The sequence below is a fragment of the Ensifer sp. SL37 genome (assembly GCF_026672675.1).
Lineage (GTDB): Bacteria > Pseudomonadota > Alphaproteobacteria > Rhizobiales > Rhizobiaceae > Ensifer > Ensifer adhaerens.
In genome coordinates this window covers 507,867-534,848 of the sequence record NZ_JAPPRN010000002.1, presented here as the reverse complement: position 1 = coordinate 534,848, position 26,982 = coordinate 507,867, and the positions used below count along the sequence as shown (strand labels likewise).

Here is a 26,982-nt window from a genome sequence, read left to right as displayed (position 1 = left end):
GTTTCCCGATAGAGTAGGATTCCGGGCCTTTCGAATCAGGACGGGAAGACCGTCCGTTGAACGATCCGCTTTCGGACAGGGAGGCTTCATGAAGATCGAAGATGGCGAACTGACGAAGGGCCGCAAAGCGCCTCGCCATCCTGCGCGCTATATCGGGACGCGAAGCGCCGCTGACGAAGGTAGCTGCTTCTGTCGGCAGTCCGCTTCGAACCGCCCCCCCGTCGGGCTGCTCGCATGCGTGAAGGCGGCCCCGCCGCTCTCGAACGGAACCAACGCACGGACGCTGGGGAAAGAAAGCCGCAACGCTACTGAAATGCTCTTTTGAGCTCTACTGAAGCCGTCTTTTGAAATCGACAATGGCCGCAAGAAACGCCTCGGCTTCCGCCTCCACCGCCTGTGCCAGAAGCCGGCGAGCGCCTTCGCGTAGAACCGATGTCAGGGGATCGTCTCGGGATGTGGAAAGGAAACAACCGTGGTATCTGTCTTCATGGCGTATCGCTCTTTCATGAGGTTCTGGCAGGCTCTCACCCGCCTCGATACGCCACCCTCCTCAAACCGTCATCACACAGTTTCCGTCATAGCTCGCAAAAACACATCTTGCATGGCAGTTCCCCTCATGGGCGGAGAGGAACTGCGCAATAGTAGACTATTTTATTCCGGGCAGCACTCCGGGGCGTTGCGATCGCCGATGCATACCTCTTCCCCAGCCAGCGCAACGTTGCTTGCGACAGCCGAAAGCATGCAGACGGCGGCAGCCAAAAGGAAAAACTTTTTCATAGTCCATGTCCTTTCAAAAAATGATCACAATGATTGTCGTCGCCGAACCGGACATGGTCCATGTCTCGGCATCGGCGACGACATAGCTTTAGGTTGGCGCGGCCAACAGATTGGTCAAAGTTTATCAATATGGCTAAAATTGCCGATCTAGACTAAAGGGACAAGCAACATTGGCGTCAGGCGCAGCGTCGTTCGACGAAATCACCGCTGTTTGCTTGGTTTCGCCCCCGGCGGTGGGAAAGCTCGGCAGCCCTCGTCACGCCATCCATAGAAAAATCTCATATGCCTATTGTAGCAATGCCTAATATGACGCGAAGGACCCAAGCCTATCGGAAGTAATATGAATACAATCATCCCCCCATTGCGTACGCTGGCGATCGTGACTGCGGCGCTGGGGGCACTGACCGCCGCCGTAATTCTTTCCCTCGTCTGGGTGACCCGTAGCAACATGCACCTGGTCGGACGACTGGGTCAATATCACCAAAAGATATTTTACCATAGCAGCGGGGCAGAGTGTCTTGCGCCGTAAAACATTAACCGAAAGGCCTTGCTGACATGCGAGGCGGGGAGAAATCTGATGTATGGCGTTAACAACAATCCAATGCGGCCGCGCGCAAACGGGATGACGGCGAGCGAGGCAGAAGCTGCGCGAGCGGCAGCCAAGCGTGCCAGGGAAAAGCCTAGGCAGCCGAAGCCGCTACCGGAAATATATCTCCATGCGAGATACATATCAATGGTGCCTATCATGCAAGTTACAACTGGTTCGTCTGGGGTATCCCTTTGGCGAACTGTTTGACCGTGGTGCGGTTTGGGTTGGACCGCAAATCCTAATAATAAACCAGAAATTCATGGGTCTATTATGGCCCTAATAACCAGTAGAAAACGAATGTTTATTGGCCCTAGTATGAACACCCTTTCTTCTGCAATCGTCCCTGTTACAACCGATCCGCTGAACCAAGAGGCGCCAGCTTCTCCCCTGACAGAGGCAAAAGCGCGCAGCGCGCGGGACTTGCGCCTGATGCCTACCAGACAGTCTGTCACAGGATCCGATCAGACGACCTCAATCCAAACTGGCAAGACAAGCTCGACGCAGAAGGAAATGGCTGAGCTGGGCTTTCTCAAAATGGTGACCGTTGGCCGGAGCGGTCACGCAAGCATGACCTTTGCGGTTTCGGAGCTCAAAGCGCAGCTGATGCGCTGGCAGGCCCAGAAGGTTGCGATCAAGGCGGCGTTGGACGATCTGTCGAGACCGGCTCTTTTGACGATGCCCAGGGGCGCCGCTGCCGTTGCCGGTAATGCGCCTTGGTTTCAGGAAAAGGCGCTTCGTGAAGACCTGTCCAAAATAGAGAAAGGGATATTCAAGGCCAAGGACGTCCTGAAAAATGCTCTTCAAGATTCGGTAGATCTTGGCGCCTTGGCGAACGCGGAAAACTCGGCGAGCGGCTCAGCCGTCGATCGCAAGATCGAGCAGGCCTATCGGAGCTTTTTTGCCGGCGTCAAGAATCTGGATGGGAATGACACGGTCGCCACCAAGAACTTTGGCGACGTCAACATCGTCGATGCCCTGCTTTATTTCGACGACAAAAGCGATCTGTTTAGCCTGACAGACAATTCCATGCCGCAAGACAAGCGTGCAGCCTATCAAGCCGCGCTGTCATCGGATGCGCTGAAGGAATTGCGCAGTACCGTGCACTATCTCGCCACCCGGCCAGGTGCCGAAGGCGGCCTGCTGGATCTGCACCAGCAACGGATGCAGGAGACCCCGGATCTCCGCCTCAAGAAATTCTCGACAAACAATTATATCCAGAAAGAACTCAACAAGATTGACCCGACGGTCAATGTCAGAACCAAATTCTCCGGCTATCAGATCAGCGAGCACTTCAACCATAAAAAATTGGATCTGGGTCCTTCCGCCCTTTTGCCAGCGGCCGCGAGCGCCAGCGACGATATCGAGAAGTTCCGCCGCAACCTGGCGGACCTATTGCCTGACGAACCAACGGAATTGTTGGCCGACGATGACCGGTTCGATCCCGTCTTTTCCTCAAAGACGGATTGGCACGACCATCCCTTCGGCGCCGATACGGCTGAGCTGCCAAGGACCTACTCCTATCGGGCCCGGGACGGCAAAGTCTATCTCTACAATTTGAACGCTCAGTCCAAGCATCCAAACGACGAGCCCAAGATATTGAGCCTCGACGCGCCGCGAGCAACGCAGGAGTACAAATGGAAAGAAGGGGAGAACGGCAGGGCCTGGGCGGACAGCGACAGCAAGAAGATATTCGACTATCTCGGTTCGGAGCTTGCCGGCACCAATAGGGACAATGTCATCATCCTGCCAGTGAGAAAACAGGTGGCGGCGGCCGAGATCGCCAAGAACCGTGAGCAGGTTGTTTTCCCTCAGAGCCTGGACGACGACACCTTCCGAAGCATCTTGCGCCTGGATCCGACCCCGCAGCATTCCAAGGATGTCGACGGCTTCTTCCAGCGACAGAACACCCGTTTGACGGGCCAGCTTTCTCAAACGCTGGACGAGCTACCCTACTTTACCATGATCAAGGCCGGCGCTGCCCTGACGGAAGGCGAAGAGATGGCCATTCGCCAGGACCTCTTTGAGTTTGTCGGCGGGAACAATGCCGGTATGCAAAGAGGCGGCATGCCTGGACTGCAGGTCACAAATCCCGACCTGCTCTATTTGCCGACAAGCAACAGCAATCACCATCGCGGCACGCTGATCAACCTGTCGAGCAAGGAGATCGTCGCGATCCCGAACGGCTCGGCAGACAGGGTACGGCTGTTTTCGACCGACGAGTTCCGGCAGTTCATAAACCCCTCGCCTAAAGATCGCGACAGCATCAAGGATGCGTTCGAGAAGAACGAGAACCTGAACGATTTGAGAAAATATTCTGAAGGGCTCAACAAGCGATATTATCTACTAAACAGCAATATATTTGCTGGAGAAGCGCTTCAGAAACTAAAAGATAAGAGTGCGGGCGAAATACAGAATAGTGTTGCCACCTATATGAACTCGGTGGCGGCCGGTATCGTCGACCCGAGCGATCAGGATGCCGAATACATCAGAAACATTATCAACGTACTTGATCAGAATGGCGGCTCCTACGATTCGTTTGCCGATGTCCCCAGCAAAAGTGTAAGCACACTCGATGATCTGAAGCGCACAAAGGACAATCCGGTCCTTGGAGATTGGCAAGACCGCCTGAAAGACGATTGGGACTACGAGGTAAAGTCAGATTCGGAGCAATGGTGGCTGGACGCTGCGCAGCAATGGGGACCGTCGTTGCGCTGGGCAGGCTATGCCTTGTCCGCAGGTCTGTCCCTGGTGCCGGGCGTGGGCATCACAGGATCGGTTCTCATCGGTGTCGCAATGAATGCGGTGACAGATCTGAGTGTCGATGCCGCCACATTGATCAACACCGATGATGCCCGACAACGCGAGCAATTGATGGACGAGATGTTCACCAAGTTCTCAGCGTCGCTGACAGCCGATGTGGCTCTGGGCGGCTTGGGCAAGGGGGCGAGTGCCGCCATGTCCCTGTTCCAGCCGACCATGGCCAAGGTGCTGAGCATAGCCGCGGCAAAGTCTGGCAAGTCCGTGGGCGATGCCGCCGCGTCGTTGACGTCGTTTGCGGCCAAGCATGCTGCCGCGCCAGCCTTGCCCGGGCTCAGTCAGAAGATCCGCCAGGCGATAACGCAGTTCGGTCAGAACTATGCCTGGATGGCGACGCAGGGCGAACTGGGGACCCTGTTGTCCACCTGTGCCGCCACCGAACTTGGTGAGAATGCCCAGTCGTTCTGGGGCCAGGTGGCGACACAGGTGCTGGCAGGAGCGCTCACCGGCGGTGTTCGAGGCGCCGCACAAGAGGCCGGGCAGGCGCGAAGAACCTATCAGCAGCTGAAAGCCCAGGCCAAACAGAACGTCCAGCAGCTGGGCCTGTCGGCCGACATTGTTCAAAAGGCCGAGGCGGCGATCGATCAGCTTGCTGCAGGCCAGGTGATGCAAACGCTTCGCCGACAGGGCCTGGTCGTGTCCGGAGACGAGAACGGCTTCACGAGCGTAAGTGATGGCAGGGCTGCGCCAAAGGCCTTGCAATCGATCCGTGGCGAAGTTCGCCAGCTCCTGAGTGGCATGCGGCGTGAGGATCTGGGCGATGGCTTTACCCCGAAGCTGGTCAAGCAATGGCAAAAGGAGATGGCAAGAGCAAAAGGTGCTTCAGAGGATCTGGTGCGCGAGATCACGACCAAGCTCAATTCTCTTCAAAGAGGAGAGCCGGAATCCCCCAATGGACAATCCATGATGCGACAGCTGCAGGCGAAACTGGACGAACTGGCGTCAAAGACAGATCTGACAGCGAAAAAATCGGTGCAGCGCATCAGAGCTGCTTTGGAAAAGCACCGCCCGCTGAATGAGCCGCAAGTGATGACGCAGCCTGAAGGAGGCATCAAATACAACGGGCGAGATGTATTCAAGGCAAAAGTCGGAAATGAGGAAAAATATCTCGTCCGATCGGACGCTGGTGACGGCTACGTTGAGTATGATCCCCAGACGCGTAAAGCAATCAATCCGGCAATTTCCTATGAACGAGGAGGCGATGGCACTTCCTTTACTGTTCGAGCGCCAGGGGACGATTTTGCTTTAATCAAGCGTGGCGTATTTGACCACCTTGTCAAAGGTGATGCGGCAACAAGGCCGGACAACCCGATCAACGGAACCCACAATCTTCAGAATTTCATGCAAAGGCTGGAAAGCCTGGGTGGAGAAGTCGTCAACAAACAGTCGGCCGAAGGTGGAATAGTGGAGATCACTTACAAGGTGCCGCCCAAAGCTGACAGGCTTGCCCAGTTGAACGCAGCCGAAGTGCGCCTGCAGTCCGCGAAGACAAAGCTCGAAAATGAGATAGCAAAGGGCGCCTCTCCTTCGAAGATTAAGAAACTTGAGGCAGAGGTCTCCAAGCAGCAGCGCACCGTAGCAAATCTCAACGCAGCGACTAAGAATGCGGCGCAAAAAACATATGTAAAGACGGCCTATGACCCAGGCAAGGTCAGCGATAACGAGATTATCAGCCATGGAATAAATGCAGCTCTTCGCAAGGCAGACGAAGATTCATTTTTCACGGAGTTCGAAAAATACATGTACTTCGAAGGAGCTCGCCAATACGAAAGCACGAGTGGACCCTACCAATTTATGATCTATGTGGACGCGTCTACCGGCAAAGTTCAAAGCTTTCATCCCATCCTGCCGCATCCGGGTGTTGGGCAACCGTGAGTTCTTCAACTAAAGGCGGAGACCTCGAATTACCGCTGATATGGTGATCGGCGGCGCGGCCTGATGGCTGTTGGTGGTTTTTGCCTGGGATTTCATGCTGGAAATCGTGGTTTCACGGCCCTCTCGGGGCGGCATGCTTCATGCTGTGGCGCGTCGCCCTTCGTGGAAGACATAGCGGAGCATGTTGTAGGCGATGTTGGCCATGCCGGGGCTCCGTGGGCATTTCTGCAATAATACCCGCGAAGGGATTTTGAAGTTGTTTAGAGCGTTTCCCTGACTGATTGAATCATTTGGGCTTTGCAAATCAGATGCGTTCTGATTCAAACTTTCTGCCGATGCAGGTCGGCAGATAATGTCGAAAGCCCTTTCCGTTGATCTTCGCGCACGTGTTCTTGCCGCCGTCTCAGCCGGAGCGTCGCACCGGGAGGCTGCCGAGCGCTTTGACGTCAGTGCACCAGCGTGAGCCGGTGGCGAAACCTGCAAGTCCGTCAGGGCCATGTTCGACCGGGTCCGCTGGGTGGAGACCGTCATTCGTACAAAACGGGACTATCAGGAATTTCGTGTATGGGCGGCATATTGGGAAGAAAGGAGATTGTTTCCCATGCCCCCTCGCAAAGCCCCAGTGATACCCGATGCGATTATTGACGAACTGCTTGCCGGCTCGGACACGAAGACGATTTTCGATCCAAACGGCTTGCTTGATCACCTGAAGAAGGCATTTGCCGACCGGGTTCTGAACGCCGAACTTGACCACCATCTTGATGGCGAAGACGAAATCGACAACAGTCGCAACGGCTACGGCCGCAAGACGGTGATGAACCGCGCCGGGTTTGCCGGAGGCCGTTTGGTTTAAGTTATGCAGCCATGGCTGGTTCGTCCAGCATGGCGTAATACTGCTCCTCGGCTTCGGCTGGCGGAATGTTGCCGATGGGCTCCAGAAGCCGTCGATGGTTGAACCAGTCGACCCATTCTAGGGTGGCGAATTCAACCGCTTCGAAGGTGCGCCATGGTCCGCGCCGATGAATGACCTCGGCCTTGTAGAGACCGTTGATCGTTTCGGCGAGCGCATTGTCGTAGCTGTCGCCGACGCTTCCGACGGAAGGCTCGATTCCCGCCTCGGCCAGTCGCTCCGAATACTTGATCGACACGTATTGGACACCGCGATCGCTGTGATGGACGAGGCCGCCGCCATGAACGGGACGCCGCTCATGAAGCGCCTGCTCCAGGGCATCGAGGACAAACCTGGCATGCGCCGTCCGGCTCACCCGCCAGCCGACAATGCGGCGGGCGAAGGCGTCGATGACGAACGCCACGTAGACGAAACCCTGCCAGGTGGCGACATAGGTGAAATCCGACACCCAGAGCCTGTTCGGCGCAGGAGCCTTGAACTGGCGGTTCACCCGATCAAGCGGGCTGGGAGCCGTCTTGTCCGGGATCGTCGTGCGGATCGGCTTGCCCCGGATGATACCCTGAAGTCCCATCGATCGCATGAGCCGGGCGACGGTGCAGCGGGCTATATCGAAGCCTTCCCGCTTCAATTGCCGCCAGACCTTGCGCACGCCGTAGACGCGGAAGTTCGCCTCGAACACACGGCGTATCTCGATCTTCAATGCAATGTCGCTGCGGGCGCGGACCGACAACCGGTCCACGTCCAGGCGTTTGGCAACGTTCTCGTAGTAGGTTGATGGGGCAATCGGCAGCAGTCTGCAGATCGGCTCGACCCCGAATACCGACCGGTGTTCGTCGATGAAGGAGATCATCGCTTCAATGGGCGGTCGAGCTCCGCCATCGCGAAATAAGCGGACGCTTTGCGCAGTATCTCATTGGCCTGCCGAAGCTCGCGGTTCTCCCGCTCCAGAGCCTTCATCTTCTCGGCCACTTCGCTGGGGAGTCCGGGCCGGGAACCATCGTCCACTTCCGCCTTCTTCACCCATTCATTGAGCGTCTGCGCCGTGCAGCCGATCTTGGCGGCGATCGAGGAAACCGCTGCCCATCGCGAGGAATATTCGCCTTGGTGATCCAAAACCATCCGCACTGCTCGGGCGCGGACTTCCGGTGAAAATTTGTTGGTTGTCTTGCTCATATCGGCTCCACTTTCTCAGAAGTTGGAGCCTCCGACAAACCCGGCGCGGTTCACACACCATTTCACTACTCTCCCAAGCAGTGTGGTTGCAGCCTCGTAAAGAGCGGTTCGCACGGATGCATCTCCGGCCTTGGTGACATGACCACTTCGATCAACTTGGCCAGACTGATAGCGACTGGGTGTGAGGCCAAGCCATGGTCCAACATCTTTTGAGCGTTTGAAGCGGCCGGCATCGTCAACCGCGTTCCGGAACGTCAACGCGACAATTGCACCAACGCCCGGTGCCGTCATCAACGTCTGAACGACGGGATCGGCACGAGCGGTTTCGAGCAGTTTGCGGTCGAGTGTCCGCAGCTCCTGCAGCAATACGTCGCGGATATTCAACATGCTTTCAACGAGCATTTCCAATGCCGGGATTCCGGCGGCCAATTCCCGTGCACGGCTCGACCACATCCTACGCGACACGATGCCAACCTTGAGACCAAAGTTACGCAAATTCGCGCGCATGGAATTCTCAATGCCTGTCACCTTGTCGACGATGAACCGACGGGCATTTAGGAGAGCGCGTGTCTCTTGTGCGCTAGGCGCCTTCACGTGCACATTCTTGAACCATCCGAGCCGGACAAGCTGTGCGATCCCTCGCGCATCATTGCGGTCGGTCTTAACACGCATTGCGGCAAAGGCAGCGTGAACGTGCCTGGCCTCCATAACCGATACTCGGAAGCCCTGCTTGGCCAATCCTGCGTACAGCCATTGAGACAAAGACCCAGTTTCCAAACCGACATGTTCGATTTTTCGCCCTTGATGACGGATGAAACGGCCAATTGCTTCGGGTTCACTGGCAGCCTGACCCTCCTTGATAATTACACCACGCTCGTCGATGACGCAGATGCTGGAGTTTTCCAACGAGAGTACGCGTCCGAGGTGGGTCGCCTTGTAGGAATTGTCGGATTTGGCACTGACTGTCCTTATTGACGTCAATACGGACAGTGCGGAATGGAACGACTTGAGATTATCGATGGCGGCCGGCGGCGACGCTTCAGCAAAGAGATGAAGCTGCAGATTGTCGCGGAGAGCTATTCGGAACCTGGCTTGTGTGCGACGACGGCGCGGCGACATGGAATATCGCGTTCGCAGTTATATGAATGGCGCCGGCTCGCACGAGCGTGGCAACTGGATGTTGCGTCGCCTGTGGGCGGCTTTGTGCCGGCGCTGCTTGTCCCAGAGGTAGAGCCGGTAGCAGGGTCGTTGCCGAACGCCGGCCGGATGGAGGTTGTCAGCGCCAACGGTCGTCGTGTGATCGTGGACCGCGATGTCGACGTTGAAGCGCTGCTTCGGATCATGCGCGGACTGGAGGCGCTGCGGTGAATCCGTTTCCGATGGGAACAGGGGTCAAGGTCTGGCTTTCGACGGGCTATACGGACATGCGCTGTGGCTTTCCCTCTCTGGCGCTTCGGGTGCAGGAGGTTCTGCAGCATGATCCGTTGTCAGGGCATCTCTTCGTCTTCAGGGGCCGCAGATCGGATATTTTGAAGATCATCTGGCATGATGGTCTGGGCGCCTGCCTTTTTACCCGGCGGCTGGAGAAGGGCCGGTTTATCTGGCCGAATATGGAGGGCGGGGCGGTCGCGATCTCACCGGCGCAACTGTCCTATTTGTTGTCCGGGATCGACTGGCGCAATCCGCAGGAAACCTGGCGTCCGACACGGATCGGATAGCATTATTGCATTGAAAATATTGAATGAATCTGATCGAATGGCTTCATGACTTCGAAGCCTGTGGATCTTCCTGCGGACTTTGCGAGCGCCTATCTGGCGCTGCTTTCCGAGCGTGAGATGTTACAGGCTGAACGTGATGTCGTTGTCGCCGAGCGCGACACCGTCGTCGCTGAACGGGACATTGCGGTGGCGCAAGCCGCCAATGCGCAGGCCATGTTGTCGGACAGCGAGGCTTTGATCGCCAGTCTGGAACTGGCGATCGAGAAGCTGAAGCGCGAGCTGCGCGGTAGGCGTTCCGAGCGCACGGCGCGCCTGATCGACCAGATGGAATTGCAGCTCGAAGAGCTGGTAATGGCGGCGTCGGAGGATGAAGCCGCAGCGCAAGCGGCTGCCGCCAAGACCGCGAGCGTGCGTTCGTTCACGCGCAAACGGCCGCTGAGAAAGCCGTGGCCGGAGGATATCGAACGCGAGCGCGTGGTGATCGATCCCCCGACCACCTGTGCCTGCTGCGGTGGCTCGCGCCTGTCGAAACTGGGCGAGGACGTCACCGAGACGCTCGAGGAGGTTCCGCGCCGGTTCAAGGTGATCGAAACCGTACGCGAGAAATTTAGCTGCCGGGACTGCGAGAAGATCAGCCAGGCGCCGGCACCCTTCCATGCCACGCCACGCGGCTTTATCGGTCCTCATCTGCTGGCGACGATCCTGTTCGATAAGTTCGGCATGCATAGCCCGCTCAACCGCCAGAGCACCCGGTTCAAATGCGAGGGCATCGAGCTTTCGACCTCGACGTTGGCCGACCAGGTCGGGTATGGAACGGCCGCGCTCCTGCCGATCTTTGATCTGATCGAAACGCATGTCTTCGCGGCCGAGCGGCTTTTTGGCGACGACACCACCATTCCCATCCAGGCCAAAGACAAATGCACGACCGGGCGAATATGGACGTACGTGTGCGATGACCGGCCCTACGGCGGCGCGGCAGCGCCGGCGGCCATATACTATGCGTCGAGCGACCGCCGCGGCGAGCATCCGCAGAAGCACCTGGCCGCGTATGGCGGCATTCTGCAGAGTGATTGTTACAATGGCTTCGAGCCGCTCAGTGTCGCCGAAAAGAAAGCGGTGCCGATCACCTTCGCCTTTTGTCATGCGCACGCGCGGCGCAAATTCTTTGAACTGGCCGACATCCAGAAAAATGCCCGCGACCGCAAGCGCAAGGGCAAGCCAATCTCGCCGATCGCATTGGAGGCCGTCCAACGGTACGACGCGCTGTTTGAGATCGAGCGCGACATCAATGGATTGAGCGCCGCAGAACGACTGGCCGCGCGGCAGGAAAAGAGCAAGCCGCTGTTCGATGACATGCACGCGTGGCTGAAACGGGAGCGCGCCTCGCTCAGCAAATCGTCCGAGGTGATCGAGCCGATCGATTACATGCTGAAGCGCTGGGATGGCTTTGCCCGTTTCCTCGACGATGGCCGGATTTGTCTCACGAACAATGCGGCTAGAGCGCGCGCTGAGAGGAATTGCCCTCGGGCGTCGAAACTGGACCTTCGCCGGCTCCCAGCGTGGGGCCGATCGTGCCGCCATCATGCTCTCCGTCATCACGACTTGCCGTCTCAACGACGTCGACCCAAAGGCGTGGCTCGCCGATGTGTTTAGCCGCATCGCCGATCTTCCCGTCTCCCGCCTGCACGAACTGCTGCCGTGGCAATGGAAGACACACAAAGGGACGGCTATTGCGGCGGTCGCGTAAACAGCTCCCGGAACAATGCTTCCGAACGCGCCAAGCCTTCATCGGTCAGGATCAATGACTTCGACTTGTTGACTGGGTCGCCGATCAAGCCCTTCTTGTGAAGCCGATCCGTCGTTGCCCAGTCGAAGCCCTTCCAGGCACAGCGTTCGTTATGCAGCGTCAGCCATAGCAGCGCCAAAACCGCATCGTCGATCTTGTCCTCATCGATCTCCATGAACCCACGTTACCACGCGCGGCGCTCAAAATCCTGCGGCCCTGCTCGGATGGATACCAACGAGACATCAATTCCCACAAAAAATTGCATGATCGTTCTCCTCTGAGTGAGCGTCCTATATAACAGCCCCAAGCTCCAAGGGTGCGACGCCCGATCAGCGCATCTCAACCGCCAGGCCGAGGTCATGGCGCGACACGGGGTGCCGATAGACCGCACGGTCCTTGCCGACTGGATGGGGCGCACGGGTGCTGCGATTGCACCGGTGGTGGACCATATGGCCAAGCGGCTGCTTTTGGACAGCACAAGGCTCTATGTCGACGAGACAACAGCTCCGGTACTGGATCCGGGGCGAGGCAAGACGAAGACCGGTTATCTCTGGGCCGTGTTGCGCGACGACCGCGGCTGGAATGGCTCTGCTGCGTCAGGTGTGGTGTTCCATTATCGGCCCGGGCGTAAAGGCGAATATGCCGCTGAAATCCTCGATGGCTTCAACGGTACGATCCAGGTCGATGCCTACGGTGGTTACTCTCACCTTGCCACGTCGGATCGTAACGGTGGCGATCCCTTGAAGCTGGCTTTCTGTTGGGCACATGGGCGCAGAAAGCTGATCAAGGCCGCGCCGAAGAGCGGATCGCCCATCGTCGACGAGGCACTGGTGCGCATCGCCGCGCTCTACAAGATCGAAGACAGTATCCGAGGCTCAGATCCCGAACATCGCCGGGCAGTTCGACAGGACCTGTCCCTTCCGCTAGTGGACGAGTTCTTCACCTGGCTGGCAGCGCAAGCCAAGCGCGTCTCACGCAAGTCTGACCTCGGAAAAGCCCTGGCCCATATGCTGACGCGACAGGACGGATTCCGGCTGTTCCTGGACGACGGCCACGTCGATATCGACTCCAACCTCGTGGAAAACGCGATCCGCCGACCGGCCATGAACCGCCGCAATGCCCTCTTTGCGGGGCACGATGAAGGGGGCCGCAACTGGGCCCGGTTTGCCAGCCTGATCGGCACGTGTAAAATGAACGGCGTTGAGCCCTACGCCTATCTGTGCGACCTCTTCACCCGCCTCGCAAACGGCCACCTCGCCAAAGACATCGATGCCCTGATGCCATGGGCCTATGCCGCCCGCATCAACGCCTCACAATGAGCTCGTCAGATACTATCCGGTGAGCTCACATCCGGCCATCAGGCAGCACTACCAAATAGCTGAAACTGAAAAATCAATGGGGCGTAGACGGCGCATACGACCAACCCGAACGCGACGAACTCTTGAGCATGCTGCGCGGCGGCAAGCACCCGGCGCGCAAGCTCAAGCGGGCGCAGATCCTGCTCGCCGCCGAGGCGGGGCTCAGCGACGAGACCATCGCCGCAACGGTGGCGGTCGGCGGTTCCACAGTCTACCGCACCAAGCGTCGCTTCGTGGAGATGGGCCTGGAGGCGGCGCTTGGCGAGGAGCCGCGCCCGGGCGCGCAACGCAAGCTGACCGGCAAGGAGGAAGCCCTGCTGGTGGCCACCGCCTGCTCCAGCCCGCCGCCGGGCTGCGCCCGCTGGACGCTGGAGCTGCTGGCCGACGCGTTCGTCAAGCTGACCGAGCACGAACAGCTGTCGCGCGAGACGGTGCGCCGGCGCCTGGCCGAGAATGATGTCAAGCCATGGCGCAAGGACATGGGGAGTGTCAGGAATTCTGTGCGGTGGGCCGGTTTCATCAGTTGAAGAACCGCTCGCCGAAGATGACGGCGAACTGTGTCTTTGCCTCGATCCACTCCCTCGGCGCGCGCTTCCACTGCTCGGCCGCATTGTTGAGGACCAGATATAACAGCTTCATCGCGGCTTCGTCACCCGGGAAATGGCCGCGCGAGCGCACTGCCCGACGAAGTTTCGAGTTCAACGCCTCGATGGCGTTCGTCGTGTAGATGATGCGGCGGACGCCCTCTGGGAAGGCGAAGAAGGGAACAACGTGTTCCCAATTGCGCCGCCAGCTTTGAGAGATGGCAGGGTATTTCTGGCCCCAATACCCTTCCTCGAAAGCCTCCAGCGCCTTCATTCCAGCCTCGGCATCTCGAGCACGATAGATGGCTCTCAACGCCGGTACGACGGGTTTGCGATCCTTGTAGGACACGAACTCCAGAGAATGCCGGATCAGGTGGACGATGCAGGTCTGGACGATCGTCTGAGGGAAGACGGCCGTAATGGCTTCGGGAAAGCCCTTCAGGCCATCGACCACGGCGATCAGGATGTCCTGGCAGCCACGGCTTTTCAGCTCATTCATCACGCGCAACCAGAACTTTGCCCCTTCGGTCTGCTCGATCCAGAGCCCGAGGATTTCCTTTGTGCCGTCCGCCAGAACTGCGAGCGCGACATAAACGGCCTTGTTGCGAACGAAGCCTTCGTCCCGGATCTTGACCCGGATGGCATCGAAGAACACGAGGGGATAGCACAGCTCGAGCGGGCGGTTTTGCCACTCGCCAACGGCCTCCAGAACCTGGTCGGTCACCGCCGAGATCAGGTCCGGCGACACGTCGATACCGTAGATTTCTTCGAGGTGGCCCTGGATTTCCCGCACCGTCATGCCGCGCGCGTACATGGAAATGATCTTATCATCGAAATCGGGAAAGCGGCGCTGATATTTGGCGATCAGCTGCGGGTCGAACGTACCGGCCCGGTCGCGCGGGATGGTCAACGTCATCTTCGAGGTACCGGTCAGCACCGTCTTTTTCGAAGATCCATTCCGCCGATTGCCCGACGGTCCTTCGCTGCGATCGACGGCGAGATGTTCATCAAGCTCGGCGTTGAGAATACGCTCCGACAGTGCCTTCTTCAGGTCATCCAGCAAGCCGTCCTTGCCGAAAACATCGGATGGATCACGACCAGCAAGAAGTTGGTCCAGAAGTTCTTTTTCGATAGCCATGTGATGATTCGCTCCTTTTCATCATCATGGCCCACCGCACAGAATTCCTGACACTCCCAGGGTCGCTGTTGCACGAAAGCTCGCCGTCATTCTTCACAGCATGTGGCGTTCGCAAGCTCCATTCAAATGGGCGACCGAAAAAGAAGTGCTCGTTTAATCGCGTCTACCGTCTGCCGCTGAAACGCAGGCAGGCGGTCACGGTGTCCCGAGCGGGGACGAAGGTTGACTGAGTACGCATCTGCCGGAGTCGCTTCAAGCACGGGGTAGAGATTGTACCGTCCGCCTCCTTAGTTCGCATTTTGTGGCGGCAACGCCGACCACGGACAGAAGCATGGCCCTGCTCGTGGATAGCGAATTGACAGAACCTGCCCGATCACAGAAGCGGCATATGTTCGGAATGCTTGGAGACGGCAATCTCAGCCAGAAGGGCTTCAGTCGGCCAGCTCCCTTCCAAGAGATGCGCCGGCGCTCTGGCCTGGACGACGCCCGTTCGACCCTTGGGGCATGCGTATTTCGGGCGGATCGTGACGATCACCTCGTAGCGCGCCGGGACCCGGTCGAGCCGTTCCGTCCGATCCTCGCCGATCCGAACCATGGTGCCGCAACCGCAGGGACAAACGATGCTCTCGGGCTCGATCACGCGCTCGACCCGCGGCAGGTGTTCGGGCAGTGCACGGGCCTTACGCTCCTTGCGAGGAGCCGCCTTGTCCGGATCGGATGCGCTGGCTTCGATCTTTTTCTCGACGGCGGCGATCCGCGCCTGTGTTTCGGCAATTGCCGTTTCAAGGTCTTCCAGCGCCAGTTCCATCTGCGCCGGATCGAGCTTTTCCGATTTCGGCCCGAACTTCGTGCGCCTGTAGTCGTGAACCTGACCTTCAAGCTTCTCGACCAGTTCCTTCAACTCGGCGATGAAGGCGTCCTTTTCGGCCACCACAGCCTGCTCATGCTGACGTGCAGAACGCTCGACCGACAGCTCGAACTGCAGAGCTATGACGGAAACTGGGTGATGACGGTTTGATGAGGGCGGCGTATCGAGGCGGGTGACAAGCCTGCCAGAACCTCATGAAAGAGCGATACGCCATGAAGACAGATAGCACTGTTGTTTCCTTTCCGCATCCCGAGACGCTCGATGATCCCCTGACATCGGTTCTACGCGAAGGCGCGCGCCGGCTTCTGGCACAGGCCGTGGAGGCGGAAGCCGAGGCGTTTCTTGCGGCCATGGCCAGCGAACGCCTGAGCGATGGGCGGGACCGGGTGGTGCGGCACGGCCATGGGCCTGAAAGAACGATCCAGACGGGGATCGGTCCGGTTGCGGTGCGCCGCGTCAAGCTGCGCGACCGGGCTTTGGAGACTTGCGGCGAGGATCGCATCACCTTCACGTCGGCGATCCTGCCGAAGTGGGCACGACGCACGAAGAGCCTCGACGCTCTGCTGCCGGTCCTTTACCTGCGCGGCATCTCGACCGGCGATTTCCAGGAGGCGCTTGCCGCCTTACTCGGCAAGGACGCACCGAACCTGTCCCCCTCGGTGATTGGCCGGCTGAAGGAGGAGTGGCAGGCCGACTATGATCGCTGGCAACGCCGCGACCTGTCAGCCCGCCGCTACGTCTACATCTGGGCCGACGGGGTCTATCTTCAGGCACGCATGGAGGACGATGCCGCTTGCATGCTGGTCGTCATCGGCGCGACGCCGGAAGGCAAGAAGGAACTTGTCGGCTTTCAAGTCGGCGTGCGCGAAAGCACCCAGAGCTGGCGCGAGCTGCTCGTCGGGCTGAAGGCCCGCGGGCTTCGATTGCGCCAGAAATTGCCGTGGGCGACGGCGCGCTCGGCTTCTGGAAGGCGCTGGAGGAGATATTCCCTTCGACCCGCCATCAACGGTGCTGCCAACACAAGCTCCTCAACATCCTCAACAAGGTGCCGAAGTCGGTGCAGCCGAACATGAAGGCCGATCTCAGGGAGGTCCGCGATGCCCCGGATCGGGCAACCGCCGAGGTCGCGATCGCCGTCTTCGTCGACAAATACAAGGCCAAATATCCCAAGGCCGTCAACTGCCTGACGAAGGACCACGAGGCATTGCTGACCTTCTTCGACTTCCCGGCCGAACACTGGGACCATCTGCGCACCTCGAACCCGATCGAAAGCGTCTTCGCCACCGTCAGGCACCGCACGGTGCGAACCAAGGGAGGCCTGTCCCACAACACAGCACGGCTCATGGTCTTCAAGCTCGTCATGAGCGCCGCCAAAACCTGGCGCCGGCTGAAGGGCGAAAATCAGTTGCCAAAGGTCATCGCCGGCGTCAAATTCACCGACGGTGTCGCCGAAACGACGACCCCTGACCATCGCGCCGCCTGATCGGCCTCGTCACCCATTTCCCGCCATAGCTCCGAACTGCATCGCCGCAAACGCCTTTACCACCTCTGGCGGAAGGTCCGGAAACAAGCTGAGATCAAGGGGTGATGACATGCGCCCTTATAGCAAGGCAGCACGAAAAAGCCAAACAAAACAATGCAAAGACGGCCGGATATTCACCCTGCCGCCGACGGCGCGATCACCCGTTGCACTATCACTCGCCGCCAGTCGAGCCCCTCGAACAAAGCCTCGTATTGCCCCCTGGAAAGGCGCATCGTCCCATCCTGCACCTTGGGCCAGGCAAAGCTTCCATGTTCAAGAATTTTGTAGGTCAGCACCATTCCTGTGCCATCCCACACCAGGATCTTCAGACGATCCCCGCGCTTCGACCGGAAGATCACCGTCACCCCGGAATGCGGGTCGAGCTTCAACTCGGTCTGCACCATCAGAGCCAGCGCCTGATGCCCACAGCGGAAGTCCACCGTACCGCGTTGCAATCAGGATCGGCAGTCGTTGGCCCGCGACGATCATGCCGTCCCTCGCATGGCTCGCACCAGAGCCGCCACACGTTCAACCGGCACATCGTTAGGAACCCGCATCACAACGTCTGAGCCAATCTCCAACGTCAAAACCTGCGCCTGCGGCCCGTCGGAGGCCAGCTTCGGAAGCGACAAACGATTGACAGGCTCAGGTGGCTCCGCAGCGATTGCCAGAGGCACGAATGCCGGCTCGATACCATCGTGCTCCGACAGCGTCGTTGTCGCTGCAAACGGCAGCACCAGAATGCCGTCACGCACTTGACGTCGCCAATCGGAAAGCTGGTTTGCTACAACGCCGTGACGGCGCGCGACATCCACTACTCGCACACCAGGCTCAAGGCTTTCCGCCACGATCCGAGCCTTCACATCATCCGGCCAACGCCGGTTACCGCGCCGCGGCTCAACAACCTCATAGCGACCAACAAATCCATCATCTGCCATGCAAATCTCCAGATAGTCCTGGAAACCTTCTCGCACACGCAGCAAGCCTCAAAATACAGCCAATCCAATGGGGCGGAGACGGCGCTTACAACTCGGCCTCCACGTCGGCGCTTGCAACACGAATGTCTGCCGCAAGATGTGAGGCAGCCAAGATCAGTGGCGACACCAATGCGAACTCTATTCCAGAGAGAGATGGTGGAGGCGATCGCCAGATGACGGCGTGCATAGCCACCACAGATCGTGGTGGCTTTCCCAACTAACTCACGCTTTCGGGATCGCCTTTCCTCACGCCATACGGTGAGACACTGACCACCAGGTTGAGGCCGGAAACCCGAAAGGTCTGTCCTTCGATGGATCGATCGCGTAGTTCGCCGCGCCCATTGAAACAGGCAGCGCTATTCAGCCTATTTGTCGCTTCGCCTTTACTGATGCTTGGCTGGCTGTCAAACCTCGATGGCACCGCCGCACCGTATCGCGCTGTCATTTGCAAGACGGCCGCGGCTGCGAGGCGCACCACCCGCCGAAGCTTTTTTTGCCACATCTGCGATGTCTCACCCACTCGCGACCAATAAGTCGAATTCCGTTTCAGTGTAAGCCCGAGCCATGCTGCAGGTTCGGGGACACGGGGAAAGGGCAGAGCCGGCGTCGCCTTGTCGGCTATCGCGGTCCCCAAATTTGGGCAGGAGACTTCTTCTTCTTTTGCGATCTTTCTCATCTGCTCGTCCAGAACGGAGATACGTCCGCTGAGTACCCCAACAAGCAACGTTCTCGAGAGATCTCGAACGACATTTGCGAAGTCTAGCTCCCCGTTTTCGCCTCCCTTTTCAAGGCTGTCGAAACCCTCTCTCTCCTTAAGAGCGATAAGACCGTGCTCTACAATCTGCCTGTGCAACGCATCTATCACCTGCGCTCTTTGCCCCAACAGCAATTCACGGGTTTTGAGGACCATTGCGTAGCTCTCTTGCTCAGCATCCTTGAGTGCAACAAAACGCATCGTTGGTCGAGATGCCGCCTCGGCAATTGCTTCGGCGTCCGCTGCATCATTCCTGCGGCGGTTGACGAAGGGCTTCACATATTGAGGCGCAATCAAACGGACATCATGGCCAAGTTTACTGATCTCGCGGGCCCAATAGTGAGCGCTTGCACAAGCTTCCATCGCCACAAGGCAAGCCGGATATCCAGCAAGGTAAGGCAACACGTGGCAGCACGACAGTCTGCGGCGAAAAGCTACAGAACCGTCAGCGCAAATCCCATGCAAATGGAAAATTCCCTTGGCCAGGTTAATTCCGATAATGCTAGTCTCACCCATGCACGCCTCCTCTCTAGCAAGGTCTAAACACGGCTATCTAGGCACATTTCAATGGTGCTCGGAGACGTCGACGATATCGACGGACCCAAGCGAACAGCAATCGTCCACCCATGCGAAGGCCGGGCGGATTGGTTCCGTCAGCGATGTGACAGCGACCGGCCCTATCAACCCACCACAACGAAAGGGGCAGCGGCCCACTGCGACACCGCGAAGGCAACCCGGGTCCAGAAGGAGCTTTTCAAGAGAGCAGCCTCCGAATTAACATAATGGTTTTAGATACTTATAAGCAAACAAGCGTCGTCACCGCGGTGTGAGCGCAAAAAGTAGCAACGCGGCCTTTATCAACATGGGGTAATCGCGGGAGCGGTGCCCTACTGGCTGCTGAACGGATATTTCCACGACGTAGCCAAGGTGGTTGTTCCCCGACAAGATGGAAAAACGGGAACATGGCGCGGGGCCCGTCCCAAGCATCGAACAGGAAACAACCATGGAAGAATATATCGGGCTCGACGTATCGTTGAACGACACCGCGATTTCGGTGCGGCGAAACGGCAAGCGGGTATGGCGTGGAAAATGCGCATCCGATCCGCAACTGCTGGCAGCTGTTATCCGTGAACGCGCTCCGAAAGCAAAGCGCGTGGTATTCGAGACGGGACCTTTGTCGGTCTGGTTTTACCATGAGCTGACTGCACAGGGTGTCCCGGCAATCTGCATTGATGCTCGGCACGCCAAAGCGGCGCTCAATATGGCGACCAACAAGACCGATGCAAACGATGCCGACGGCTTGGCTCATCTTGCCGAGGTTGGCTTTTACAAAGCAGTCCGGGTGAAGGATTCTAACAGCATGCTGACCCGTACCCTTGTCGGTGCCCGCGGTCAGTTGATCAAAATTGTGACTGATCTTTCCAATCAGATACGAGGTCTCATGAAGACCTTCGGGCTCATTGTTCCGAAAGGAGCAGGACGCGTCTTTGAAGTACGTTTGCCAGGAGCACGGTTGTCTTCGCGGTCGGCAACTGAGGCCGCCGCAGTATGGGTTTCGCTGGATGGGTCTTCCAATGTTGATAACGCAGTTCAAGACGTAGACCCTTGCTGCAACCAAATACGCGGAATAACCCGACCCACGTCCCGGCAAGGACGTCTCGATGCATCCGAAGCAATGGACGCAATTCTGATAGCTCCCTGACTTACATCATCTGTGCGCTCCCGACGTTTTTTATCATCAGTTCAGGCGGTTGTGCCGATAGCTCTCTCAAAGAGCTGCCCAGTCTTCAGCATCGTGTGCATGATGACGGCGAGCTTTCTCGCCACAGCAATCGCCGCCCGCTTGAAGCCGATCCTTTCCCTCAGCTTCACTCCCCATCTGCGAAGTGCGCTGTCGGCCTGGGCTCGGGTCAGGATAACCCCAGCCGCTTCGTACAAGAGAACCCGCAGATATTTGTCGCCGCGCCGCGATATGTGCCCGTCATAATCAACTTCACCGGACTGATAACGCCGGGTGGTCAGACCCAGCCATGCTCCGACAGCGCGGGACGTCTTGAAGTTTTCCGGTGCTTCGATTGCTGCCGTGAATGTTGCCGCTGTAACCGCACCGACACCTGCAATGGACATGAGCAATCGGCATGGAGTGCTCATTCGCGCGGTGGCAACAAGCTGCCGGTCAAGCTCTGCAGCCCGGGTGCGGATACTGCACCAAGCTTCCAGCAGTGGCACGATGATCTGTTCAAGCATGCCATTGCTGGCAAGCAGCCTGCGCACATGGGCTTCAAAGACGCGTCCTGCTCCTTTCGGAACAATGAGCCCGAAGGTCTTCATGAGACCTCGTATCTGATTGGAAAGATCAGTCACAATTTTGATCAACTGACCGCGGGCACCGACAAGGGTACGGGTCAGCATGCTGTTAGAATCCTTCACCCGGACTGCTTTGTAAAAGCCAACCTCGGCAAGATGAGCCAAGCCGTCGGCATCGTTTGCATCGGTCTTGTTGGTCGCCATATTGAGCGCCGCTTTGGCGTGCCGAGCATCAATGCAGATTGCCGGGACACCCTGTGCAGTCAGCTCATGGTAAAACCAGACCGACAAAGGTCCCGTCTCGAATACCACGCGCTTTGCTTTCGGAGCGCGTTCACGGATAACAGCTGCCAGCAGTTGCGGATCGGATGCGCATTTTCCACGCCATACCCGCTTGCCGTTTCGCCGCACCGAAATCGCGGTGTCGTTCAACGATACGTCGAGCCCGATATATTCTTCCATGGTTGTTTCCTGTTCGATGCTTGGGACGGGCCCCGCGCCATGTTCCCGTTTTTCCATCTTGTCGGGGAACAACCACCTTGGCTACGTCGTGGAAATATCCGTTCAGCAGCCAGTAGGGCACCGCTCCCGCGATTACCCCATGTTGATAAAGGCCGCGTGTCTGGGGGAACAAATCTTGTTCCGACCCCAATTACGATAGCCTCCGCGTCTGTCGATGCGCAGGATTGCGAACGCCGTAGCCCGATATTTGGCTATATTAGTTCTCCATAACATTTACTGCAGTTAGTTTGCGTGTGAACATTGCGCGGAGCACACTTCGTGACGAACTTTGCATGGCCGGTCGAACCGAAACACCCGCGTGACGCGGCTGTTCGGTCAGTGTCGCGGAATTGACGGACAAGCGCCGGCAATCGCAACCAGCTCGTCTGTCTGAATGAACGCAAAACTGCAGCATCGGCTGGCCCGGGATCTGAGACGCCTCAGAACGCGGCTTCCGCTCAGTGCTGAGTGCACGTTCAGTTTCAGGTTGGAAGACGCACTTCGCAGTCCTTTCACCAATGAGAACATCCATGGTTGCGATATCTGCTGCTTCCCAGTCCGCCTACGTACCTGTTCAAGAGCCGCCGAACGATAGTAGTGCGCCGGTATCTTCCTCTGAAGGCAAGTCTGTTGCAATCAGGCAAGCGCGCGCAGCACCCGATACCGCTGTGCAATCGACTGCAAGCACGGTCCCGCCGGAAACAGCAGAACCGGAAAGCGAGCTGGATACGTTTGTGACGGCTTCGCATGGGTTTGTGACAGATCCGTTGCGCAAGTATTATGAGGGGCTGGATTCGACCGGCAAGCGAGAGCTGCTGCGACACCAGCTATATTTGACCCAGACCACGTTCGGCGCCAAAAGGATTTTGGCCCTGGGAGATCTAAAAGAAAAATTCCTGCAGGACGACGCGGCCACCAAGCTGAACAACAATACGCCGGAACAGCAGAAGTTCCTGACTGCGCGGCGTCAAATGACGCTTGATGTTCTTCAGAGTATATTCAAGAATAGGAAAAATTCCGAGGTCGTTGACGAAACCGTGAAGGCGGCCCGGAAGGCGCTGATTGATCATGAAGACCCCGATTTCTCGGTCGAATCGGATCTGGACTCCCTGAATTCAATTCAGAGGAAGGTTATCGAACGCATCGAGGACTATGATTCTGACGTTGGCGATGACATCGACGCCTACGATAAGGCAGATGTACAGAAAGCCCTCTCCAGGTTTTTTGCGCAGTCTCCCCTCAGCCCTCGAGACGCTGACGTTATTACGACCGGCCCCGAAGTGCTAACACAGGCCTTTGGCGATGTTGGGTACTTGCCCTACCTTCTGTGCTTCAACGATAGCCAGGGGCCATTCCGGCGCACAAACATGACCGATTCAGCCCTCAACGCCGCCTACGAGATCGCGTTTAACTCAAAGGAACTACAGGGTTTCCGCGCTGAAGTGCGCGCTTTGGCCGATCGTCCATCGCAAGATGGCGGTACGCTGGAGGCGCGCCGAGAGTATCGGAACGCAACAGCGCTTGCCTTGCCAGTCTCTGCGTTCAAAACCGAGCCTTACATCAATGCCGAGCTGCAGAAGATCGACCCTGAACTTTTCGCTGTGACCGAGCTGAGTGGATATCAATCCAGCGAGCACTTTACCCAGGAGACCTTGAGCAATGGGGTCACCACCCTCGCGATAGCTGCGCAGGGAGCCGCCCAACACGCCGCGCAGACGACACTCGGGGCAGATTTTGACGGGATACAACCAGGCCAAGGCTCATTCCATTCCCAAAGGCCGGAGATGTCGCAGATCGATATTGGTTTTTTCAAGCAAGCGCTGCTTGCGCAAATACCGGACGAGCCGACTGAATTTCTTGATGATGCCGACAGATACGATCCGGTTTTCTCGAGCGGAAAGTCGACCTTCCGCAACCCACTTGGGGGATTTTACAACGTAACCGAACCACTGGCGCGGACGTACTCGTACCGTGCCAAAAACGGTGAACTGTTCATCTACAATCCCTGGCCCCCGGGCTATAAGGAGCGCCAGAAGCTTGGGCAACCCCCTCTATTGCAGAAAGTCAACGAGACCCCAGGCAACCAAGAATACAGTGATGGAGAAATCATGACGTATCTGGGCGAATCATTGCAATATACCCGCAGGGATAATGTCGTCATCGTTCCCAAAAGAAAGCAAGCGACCGCCGCCAGCGTTGCGCAAAAACGAGGAGAGGTTGTCTTTCCTTTCGGCATGAGCGAAACAGTCAAGAAGGTGTGGAACCTAAACCTTTCTCCTCGCCACACGCAGGATGTCGACCAATTCTTCCAGAAGAATCGGGATGAACTGGTCGTCAATGTCAGCCAGTCTCTGGATGCCATTCCTGTGTTCACGACCATTGCTCAAGAAGGTGAGCTGAATTCCACTGAACAAAAGAGAATTCAGGGGTATTTGTACGAGTTCCTCGACGGAAAACGCAAAGCCCTCAGAGGCAGTGCCTCTAAGCTATCCCTGTCCGGGCGCGAAGAAGTCCTCAATCCGAATACACTCTTTTTGCCAACAGGAGAAGATGAACAATTTTCCGGCATGCTGATCAATCTAAATCAGCAAAAAATTGCGGTCATACCGAAAGGTCTGAAGGCGCAGTTGGCTCTCTTTAAGAGCGAGCAGTTCAGAGAAATTTTCGCCGAAGGGATCGACGCCAAAACCAAAGGCGAGATGGCGTCGAAACTAAAGAAGATGGAGCAATACAACAGCGGCAAATATCTGACCAATCCGAGTGTATACCTTAAGGCCTTGGAGGCCCGCGGGGGCAAATTCTATGTTCCGACAAGCGATAACGGTCGCATGAGTGCAGCCCCGGTCAATCGCGCGCGCGTAAATGAAGCGGATACTCTGGCGCAAGATCTCAGTGATTACGTTGCGTTAACGGCCTCGGGGCTTGTGTCTCCCAACGACGAGGATATCGATTCGATCGTAAAGATCGCGGATATCCTATCTGAGGCGCCACGCAAGTCGGGTGCCAAAGAAAAACTGGTTGATTTTACCCGCACTCTCTATTTGAACAAGATAAAGCAGAGTGCCACGGGCCAGAGCATCGACGAACTGAAGTCTAAAGATAGCAATCCGATCGTTTCCGACTGGAAGAATTTGCTGAAGAGCGACTGGGATTATAACACCACGTCGGCATGGGAAAAATCAACCAAAGACGCTTTGCGCGTGTTGCGACCAGCACTAACCGGAGCTGGCTATGCCTTGTCCGTAGGATTGTCGGTCGCTTTTCCCGGAGTGGCAGCTGGCGTAATTGCTGGCGTCGCGGCAACGGCGGTGACAGACATAGCAGCAGACGCCGCTGAACTTGCCGCGACGGATGACCTGGAGGAAAGAGACCGCTTGGCCAGGGGCATGGTTGAAAAATTCTACACCTCGATCGCAGCCGAGATGACGCTGGGAGGCGCGACGAAGGCCATCGCGGTCTTGGCCAAGCAGACAATTGGCCGGCTCGTACGAAAAAGCGCTTCGCAGATCGAGGGCGTTGGGCGAGAAGCCGATGTATCGCAATTGATCCGTGACATCGAGACAGCCGTTGACGCTGAAGTGAAGAATTTGCCTGTTGGGCCTAAATCCAAGGCAGCATTACGTGGCTCCCGGAAACCCGCAGCCAGTCGTCAAGCATCGGACCCGCAGCCAGTCGAAATTGGGTCTGAGCTAGCAGAATTGTTGGTGAAGTGTGCTGACAACAACGTTTCACAGCTTGTCTGGTCTGAAGTCTACAAGCAGTCATTTATGCACATGCTCGCGTCTAACCCTGAGGGGTTTAGCGGCGACTATAAGGCATTGTTGAAAGCTGTTCAGGGGAAAATCGCAGCGGAGGCCGCCAAGGGTGGTCGTATCAGCTTGGAACAGTCACGAAAGATACTTGATGCTGGCAATCGGATCGAAGAATCCAAGATGGTTCAAGAGCTCCTCGATGCCGGTGTCATTCACAAGAATACGAACGGGTTGCTAACGAGCCTCATTGAAGATCGGGGCGCAGCCACATTCAACAGAGCTGAGACTGCCTCGCCGTCAGGTTCCCTTGACGGACAGCGGACAAGCCCAGCCCCTCGGAGGAATTCTGATAGTGTATTGGCGGAAGTTTCGGCCGACGTATCAGGCCTCAAATATGGGCTCGGAATCGGTGAGCCTGAAAGCCTGATCACCGAAAAGCACGTGAAAATGTGGAAAGCCGGCTTCAAGGGCTGGAAGCCAAAACAACTGCAAGACGTCGCGGATGTTCTCGACGAGCTTCAGGGCAAGAATCTGGATACGGTTGACGCCCAGGCTTTGCTGGTCAAGTTGGGAGAGAAGCTCAACGCGCTGTCTATACCGGCGGATCCGTCAAGCCGAGCGTTTCAGGAAAAAACCAGATTGCTGGCTACCATTGACTGGCACAAGCCGATGAGCTCGGATGAGATTGACGCCTATGTCACCGCGAACAGAACCTCCCTGTTTCCACCTGTGGCAGAGGGCGATCTCGCGGATCCGGCAGTTCGCCAAATGCGAGAAACCATACTCAAGAGAAAAATGAAAGAAGAGGGCTATTCGAGACATCGTCTTGAAATCTCAAGGGGACTTTCGCGCCGCGGCACGAGCTTTGATGATCGCCAATGGACCGGATTACGCCTCTGCCAAGAGGCGACCGCTGCCTTGGGCGGACCTGTCCGGGAGTATACGCCAGCAAACAGCGGCTCGAACATTACGACAAATCACTTCATTATCGACAACGGCAAAACGTGGCGCGATCCCACCTGGAAACAATTCTTCTCCGAAAGTGAGACGCTCGGCAAGCCGCCCATATTCAACGGGACCGCAGAGCAGTTCCGTGCGATGGGACTCGATCGTGACCGAACTGAGAGCTACTTGAAATTGATTAGGAAAGCGAAAATCACCCGTTTCGTACCGCGGGTCGGATAGGGGACCTGTAACATTTCTTTAAGTTGCAGATCGGGGCCAGCGTCCATGACCCATCCGACCCGATGGGCATTGTTTTTCAACATCCTTGCCACCTTCGCTGAATTGGTCCCGTTAGGGACGATGGTTACCCATCGCCACCGGGTCACCGGAGTCGGTCACCCACCTCCGGTTCCCACAGAACGTGGCGTGCAGATTTCCCGCACCACGCTCTTCGGCAGTTGTTTCACAGCACCGCAAGTGCTCGCAGCGCCCGGTATGGGAGCCGCAGCTTTGGTTGCTGCAGCGGGGTCCGTTCCTTGATCTGCTGGAAAGCTGCGGGTTTCGGTAATTCGCGGACAGCGATTCCATTAAATCGCGGACAGCGTTTTCGCTAAATCCGGGACAGGGATTT

The 26,982-nt window shown here is 57.4% G+C and carries 15 protein-coding genes, 8 pseudogenes and 1 other annotated feature; of the genes and pseudogenes, 12 read left to right on the top strand and 11 right to left on the bottom strand.

What is annotated here, in order from left to right; all coding sequences use genetic code 11:
• The first annotated feature begins 88 nt into the window (after positions 1 to 88).
• Entirely contained in the window at positions 89 to 325 is a 237-nt protein-coding gene (locus OVA00_RS10405) for a hypothetical protein (protein ID WP_268088785.1), read from the top strand.
• An 18-nt stretch (positions 326 to 343) separates the two neighbouring features.
• Here OVA00_RS10405 and OVA00_RS10400 read toward each other — a convergent pair.
• Positions 344 to 489 (bottom strand): annotated as a pseudogene (locus OVA00_RS10400) (IS256 family transposase); the annotation flags it as partial.
• Positions 490 to 651: 162 nt separating this feature from the next.
• The gene (locus tag OVA00_RS10395) at positions 652 to 777 is read right to left on the bottom strand and encodes a hypothetical protein (protein WP_268088784.1); all 126 of its coding nucleotides are present in this window, start codon (positions 775 to 777) and stop codon (positions 652 to 654) included.
• A gap of 904 nt (positions 778 to 1,681) precedes the next feature.
• Here OVA00_RS10395 and OVA00_RS10390 point away from each other — a divergent pair.
• From OVA00_RS10390 to OVA00_RS10380, 3 genes and pseudogenes are all read left to right on the top strand, one after another.
• Positions 1,682 to 6,058, top strand: a complete 4,377-nt coding sequence (locus OVA00_RS10390; protein ID WP_268088782.1) for a hypothetical protein — start codon at positions 1,682 to 1,684, stop codon at positions 6,056 to 6,058.
• Positions 6,059 to 6,410: 352 nt separating this feature from the next.
• Positions 6,411 to 6,601: pseudogene (locus OVA00_RS10385) on the top strand (helix-turn-helix domain-containing protein); the annotation flags it as partial.
• Positions 6,602 to 6,659: 58 nt separating this feature from the next.
• A pseudogene (locus tag OVA00_RS10380) lies at positions 6,660 to 6,887 on the top strand (transposase); the annotation flags it as partial.
• Between the two features lie 25 nt (positions 6,888 to 6,912).
• Here OVA00_RS10380 and OVA00_RS10375 read toward each other — a convergent pair.
• Together OVA00_RS10375 and OVA00_RS10370 are read right to left on the bottom strand one after the other, a co-directional pair.
• A protein-coding gene (locus OVA00_RS10375) for an IS3 family transposase (protein WP_268088781.1) occupies positions 6,913 to 8,141 on the bottom strand; the annotation gives its coding sequence in 2 pieces (ribosomal slippage) (positions 6,913 to 7,847 and positions 7,847 to 8,141; 1,230 coding nt in all).
• Positions 7,744 to 7,860 (bottom strand) — a sequence feature (AL1L pseudoknot). It overlaps the preceding gene by 117 nt.
• Before the next feature lie 15 nt (positions 8,142 to 8,156).
• Positions 8,157 to 9,260 carry an IS110 family transposase gene (locus OVA00_RS10370; RefSeq protein ID WP_268088780.1) on the bottom strand — a complete coding sequence of 368 codons (1,104 nt, stop codon included), beginning with the start codon at positions 9,258 to 9,260 and terminating at the stop codon, positions 8,157 to 8,159.
• Here OVA00_RS10370 and tnpA (OVA00_RS10365) point away from each other — a divergent pair.
• The 3 genes from tnpA (OVA00_RS10365) to tnpC (OVA00_RS10355) all read left to right on the top strand — a co-directional run bounded on the left by tnpA (OVA00_RS10365) (position 9,153) and on the right by tnpC (OVA00_RS10355) (position 11,606).
• Entirely contained in the window at positions 9,153 to 9,509 is a 357-nt protein-coding gene (tnpA, locus tag OVA00_RS10365) for an IS66-like element accessory protein TnpA (RefSeq protein ID WP_268088874.1), read from the top strand. The genes OVA00_RS10370 and tnpA (OVA00_RS10365) overlap by 108 nt on opposite strands.
• A complete protein-coding gene (tnpB, locus tag OVA00_RS10360) occupies positions 9,506 to 9,859 on the top strand; it encodes an IS66 family insertion sequence element accessory protein TnpB (RefSeq protein ID WP_018237843.1) in 354 nt (117 codons plus the stop codon). Before tnpA (OVA00_RS10365) ends, tnpB (OVA00_RS10360) begins: the two co-directional genes overlap by 4 nt.
• Before the next feature lie 45 nt (positions 9,860 to 9,904).
• Positions 9,905 to 11,606, top strand: a protein-coding gene (gene tnpC, locus OVA00_RS10355) for an IS66 family transposase (RefSeq protein WP_268088779.1) whose coding sequence is annotated in 2 segments (ribosomal slippage) — positions 9,905 to 11,356 and positions 11,358 to 11,606 — 1,701 coding nt in all. Because the reading frame shifts where the segments join, the coding sequence is not laid out codon by codon here.
• On the opposite strand, the gene OVA00_RS10350 is transcribed toward tnpC (OVA00_RS10355), so the two are convergent.
• Positions 11,587 to 11,820, bottom strand: a complete 234-nt coding sequence (locus tag OVA00_RS10350; RefSeq protein ID WP_192439505.1) for a DUF6429 family protein — start codon at positions 11,818 to 11,820, stop codon at positions 11,587 to 11,589. The genes tnpC (OVA00_RS10355) and OVA00_RS10350 overlap by 20 nt on opposite strands.
• A gap of 163 nt (positions 11,821 to 11,983) precedes the next feature.
• Between OVA00_RS10350 and tnpC (OVA00_RS10345) the strand changes: the two are divergent.
• Positions 11,984 to 12,964: pseudogene (gene tnpC / locus OVA00_RS10345) on the top strand (IS66 family transposase); the annotation flags it as partial.
• Between the two features lie 128 nt (positions 12,965 to 13,092).
• Positions 13,093 to 13,485 (top strand): annotated as a pseudogene (locus tag OVA00_RS10340) (helix-turn-helix domain-containing protein); the annotation flags it as partial.
• A 37-nt stretch (positions 13,486 to 13,522) separates the two neighbouring features.
• Here the strand turns inward: OVA00_RS10340 and OVA00_RS10335 are convergent.
• Together OVA00_RS10335 and OVA00_RS10330 are read right to left on the bottom strand one after the other, a co-directional pair.
• Entirely contained in the window at positions 13,523 to 14,725 is a 1,203-nt protein-coding gene (locus OVA00_RS10335) for an IS256 family transposase (RefSeq protein ID WP_268088633.1), read from the bottom strand.
• Positions 14,726 to 15,104: 379 nt separating this feature from the next.
• Positions 15,105 to 15,716, bottom strand: a pseudogene (locus OVA00_RS10330) (IS66 family transposase zinc-finger binding domain-containing protein); the annotation flags it as partial.
• An 89-nt stretch (positions 15,717 to 15,805) separates the two neighbouring features.
• Between OVA00_RS10330 and OVA00_RS10325 the strand changes: the two are divergent.
• A pseudogene (locus OVA00_RS10325) lies at positions 15,806 to 17,076 on the top strand (IS256 family transposase).
• A 173-nt stretch (positions 17,077 to 17,249) separates the two neighbouring features.
• Here the strand turns inward: OVA00_RS10325 and tnpB (OVA00_RS10320) are convergent.
• From tnpB (OVA00_RS10320) to OVA00_RS10310, 3 genes are all read right to left on the bottom strand, one after another.
• On the bottom strand, positions 17,250 to 17,570 hold the full coding sequence (gene tnpB / locus OVA00_RS10320) for an IS66 family insertion sequence element accessory protein TnpB (RefSeq protein ID WP_268088778.1): 321 nt from the start codon (positions 17,568 to 17,570) through the stop codon (positions 17,250 to 17,252).
• Between the two features lie 30 nt (positions 17,571 to 17,600).
• A complete protein-coding gene (tnpA, locus tag OVA00_RS10315) occupies positions 17,601 to 18,053 on the bottom strand; it encodes an IS66-like element accessory protein TnpA (protein WP_268088521.1) in 453 nt (150 codons plus the stop codon).
• Positions 18,054 to 18,309: 256 nt separating this feature from the next.
• Positions 18,310 to 19,362, bottom strand: a complete 1,053-nt coding sequence (locus tag OVA00_RS10310) for an IS110 family transposase (RefSeq protein ID WP_268088777.1) — start codon at positions 19,360 to 19,362, stop codon at positions 18,310 to 18,312.
• A 487-nt stretch (positions 19,363 to 19,849) separates the two neighbouring features.
• Between OVA00_RS10310 and OVA00_RS10305 the strand changes: the two are divergent.
• Positions 19,850 to 20,347, top strand: a pseudogene (locus tag OVA00_RS10305) (IS110 family transposase); the annotation flags it as partial.
• 242 nt (positions 20,348 to 20,589) lie between these two features.
• Here the strand turns inward: OVA00_RS10305 and OVA00_RS10300 are convergent.
• A complete protein-coding gene (locus OVA00_RS10300; protein WP_268088776.1) occupies positions 20,590 to 21,615 on the bottom strand; it encodes an IS110 family transposase in 1,026 nt (341 codons plus the stop codon).
• Between the two features lie 569 nt (positions 21,616 to 22,184).
• On the opposite strand from OVA00_RS10300, the gene OVA00_RS10295 reads away from it, so the two are divergent.
• Positions 22,185 to 26,591 (top strand): hypothetical protein, encoded by a 4,407-nt coding sequence (locus OVA00_RS10295; RefSeq protein WP_268088775.1) that lies wholly within the window; start codon positions 22,185 to 22,187, stop codon positions 26,589 to 26,591.
• The last annotated feature ends 391 nt before the right edge of the window (positions 26,592 to 26,982 follow it).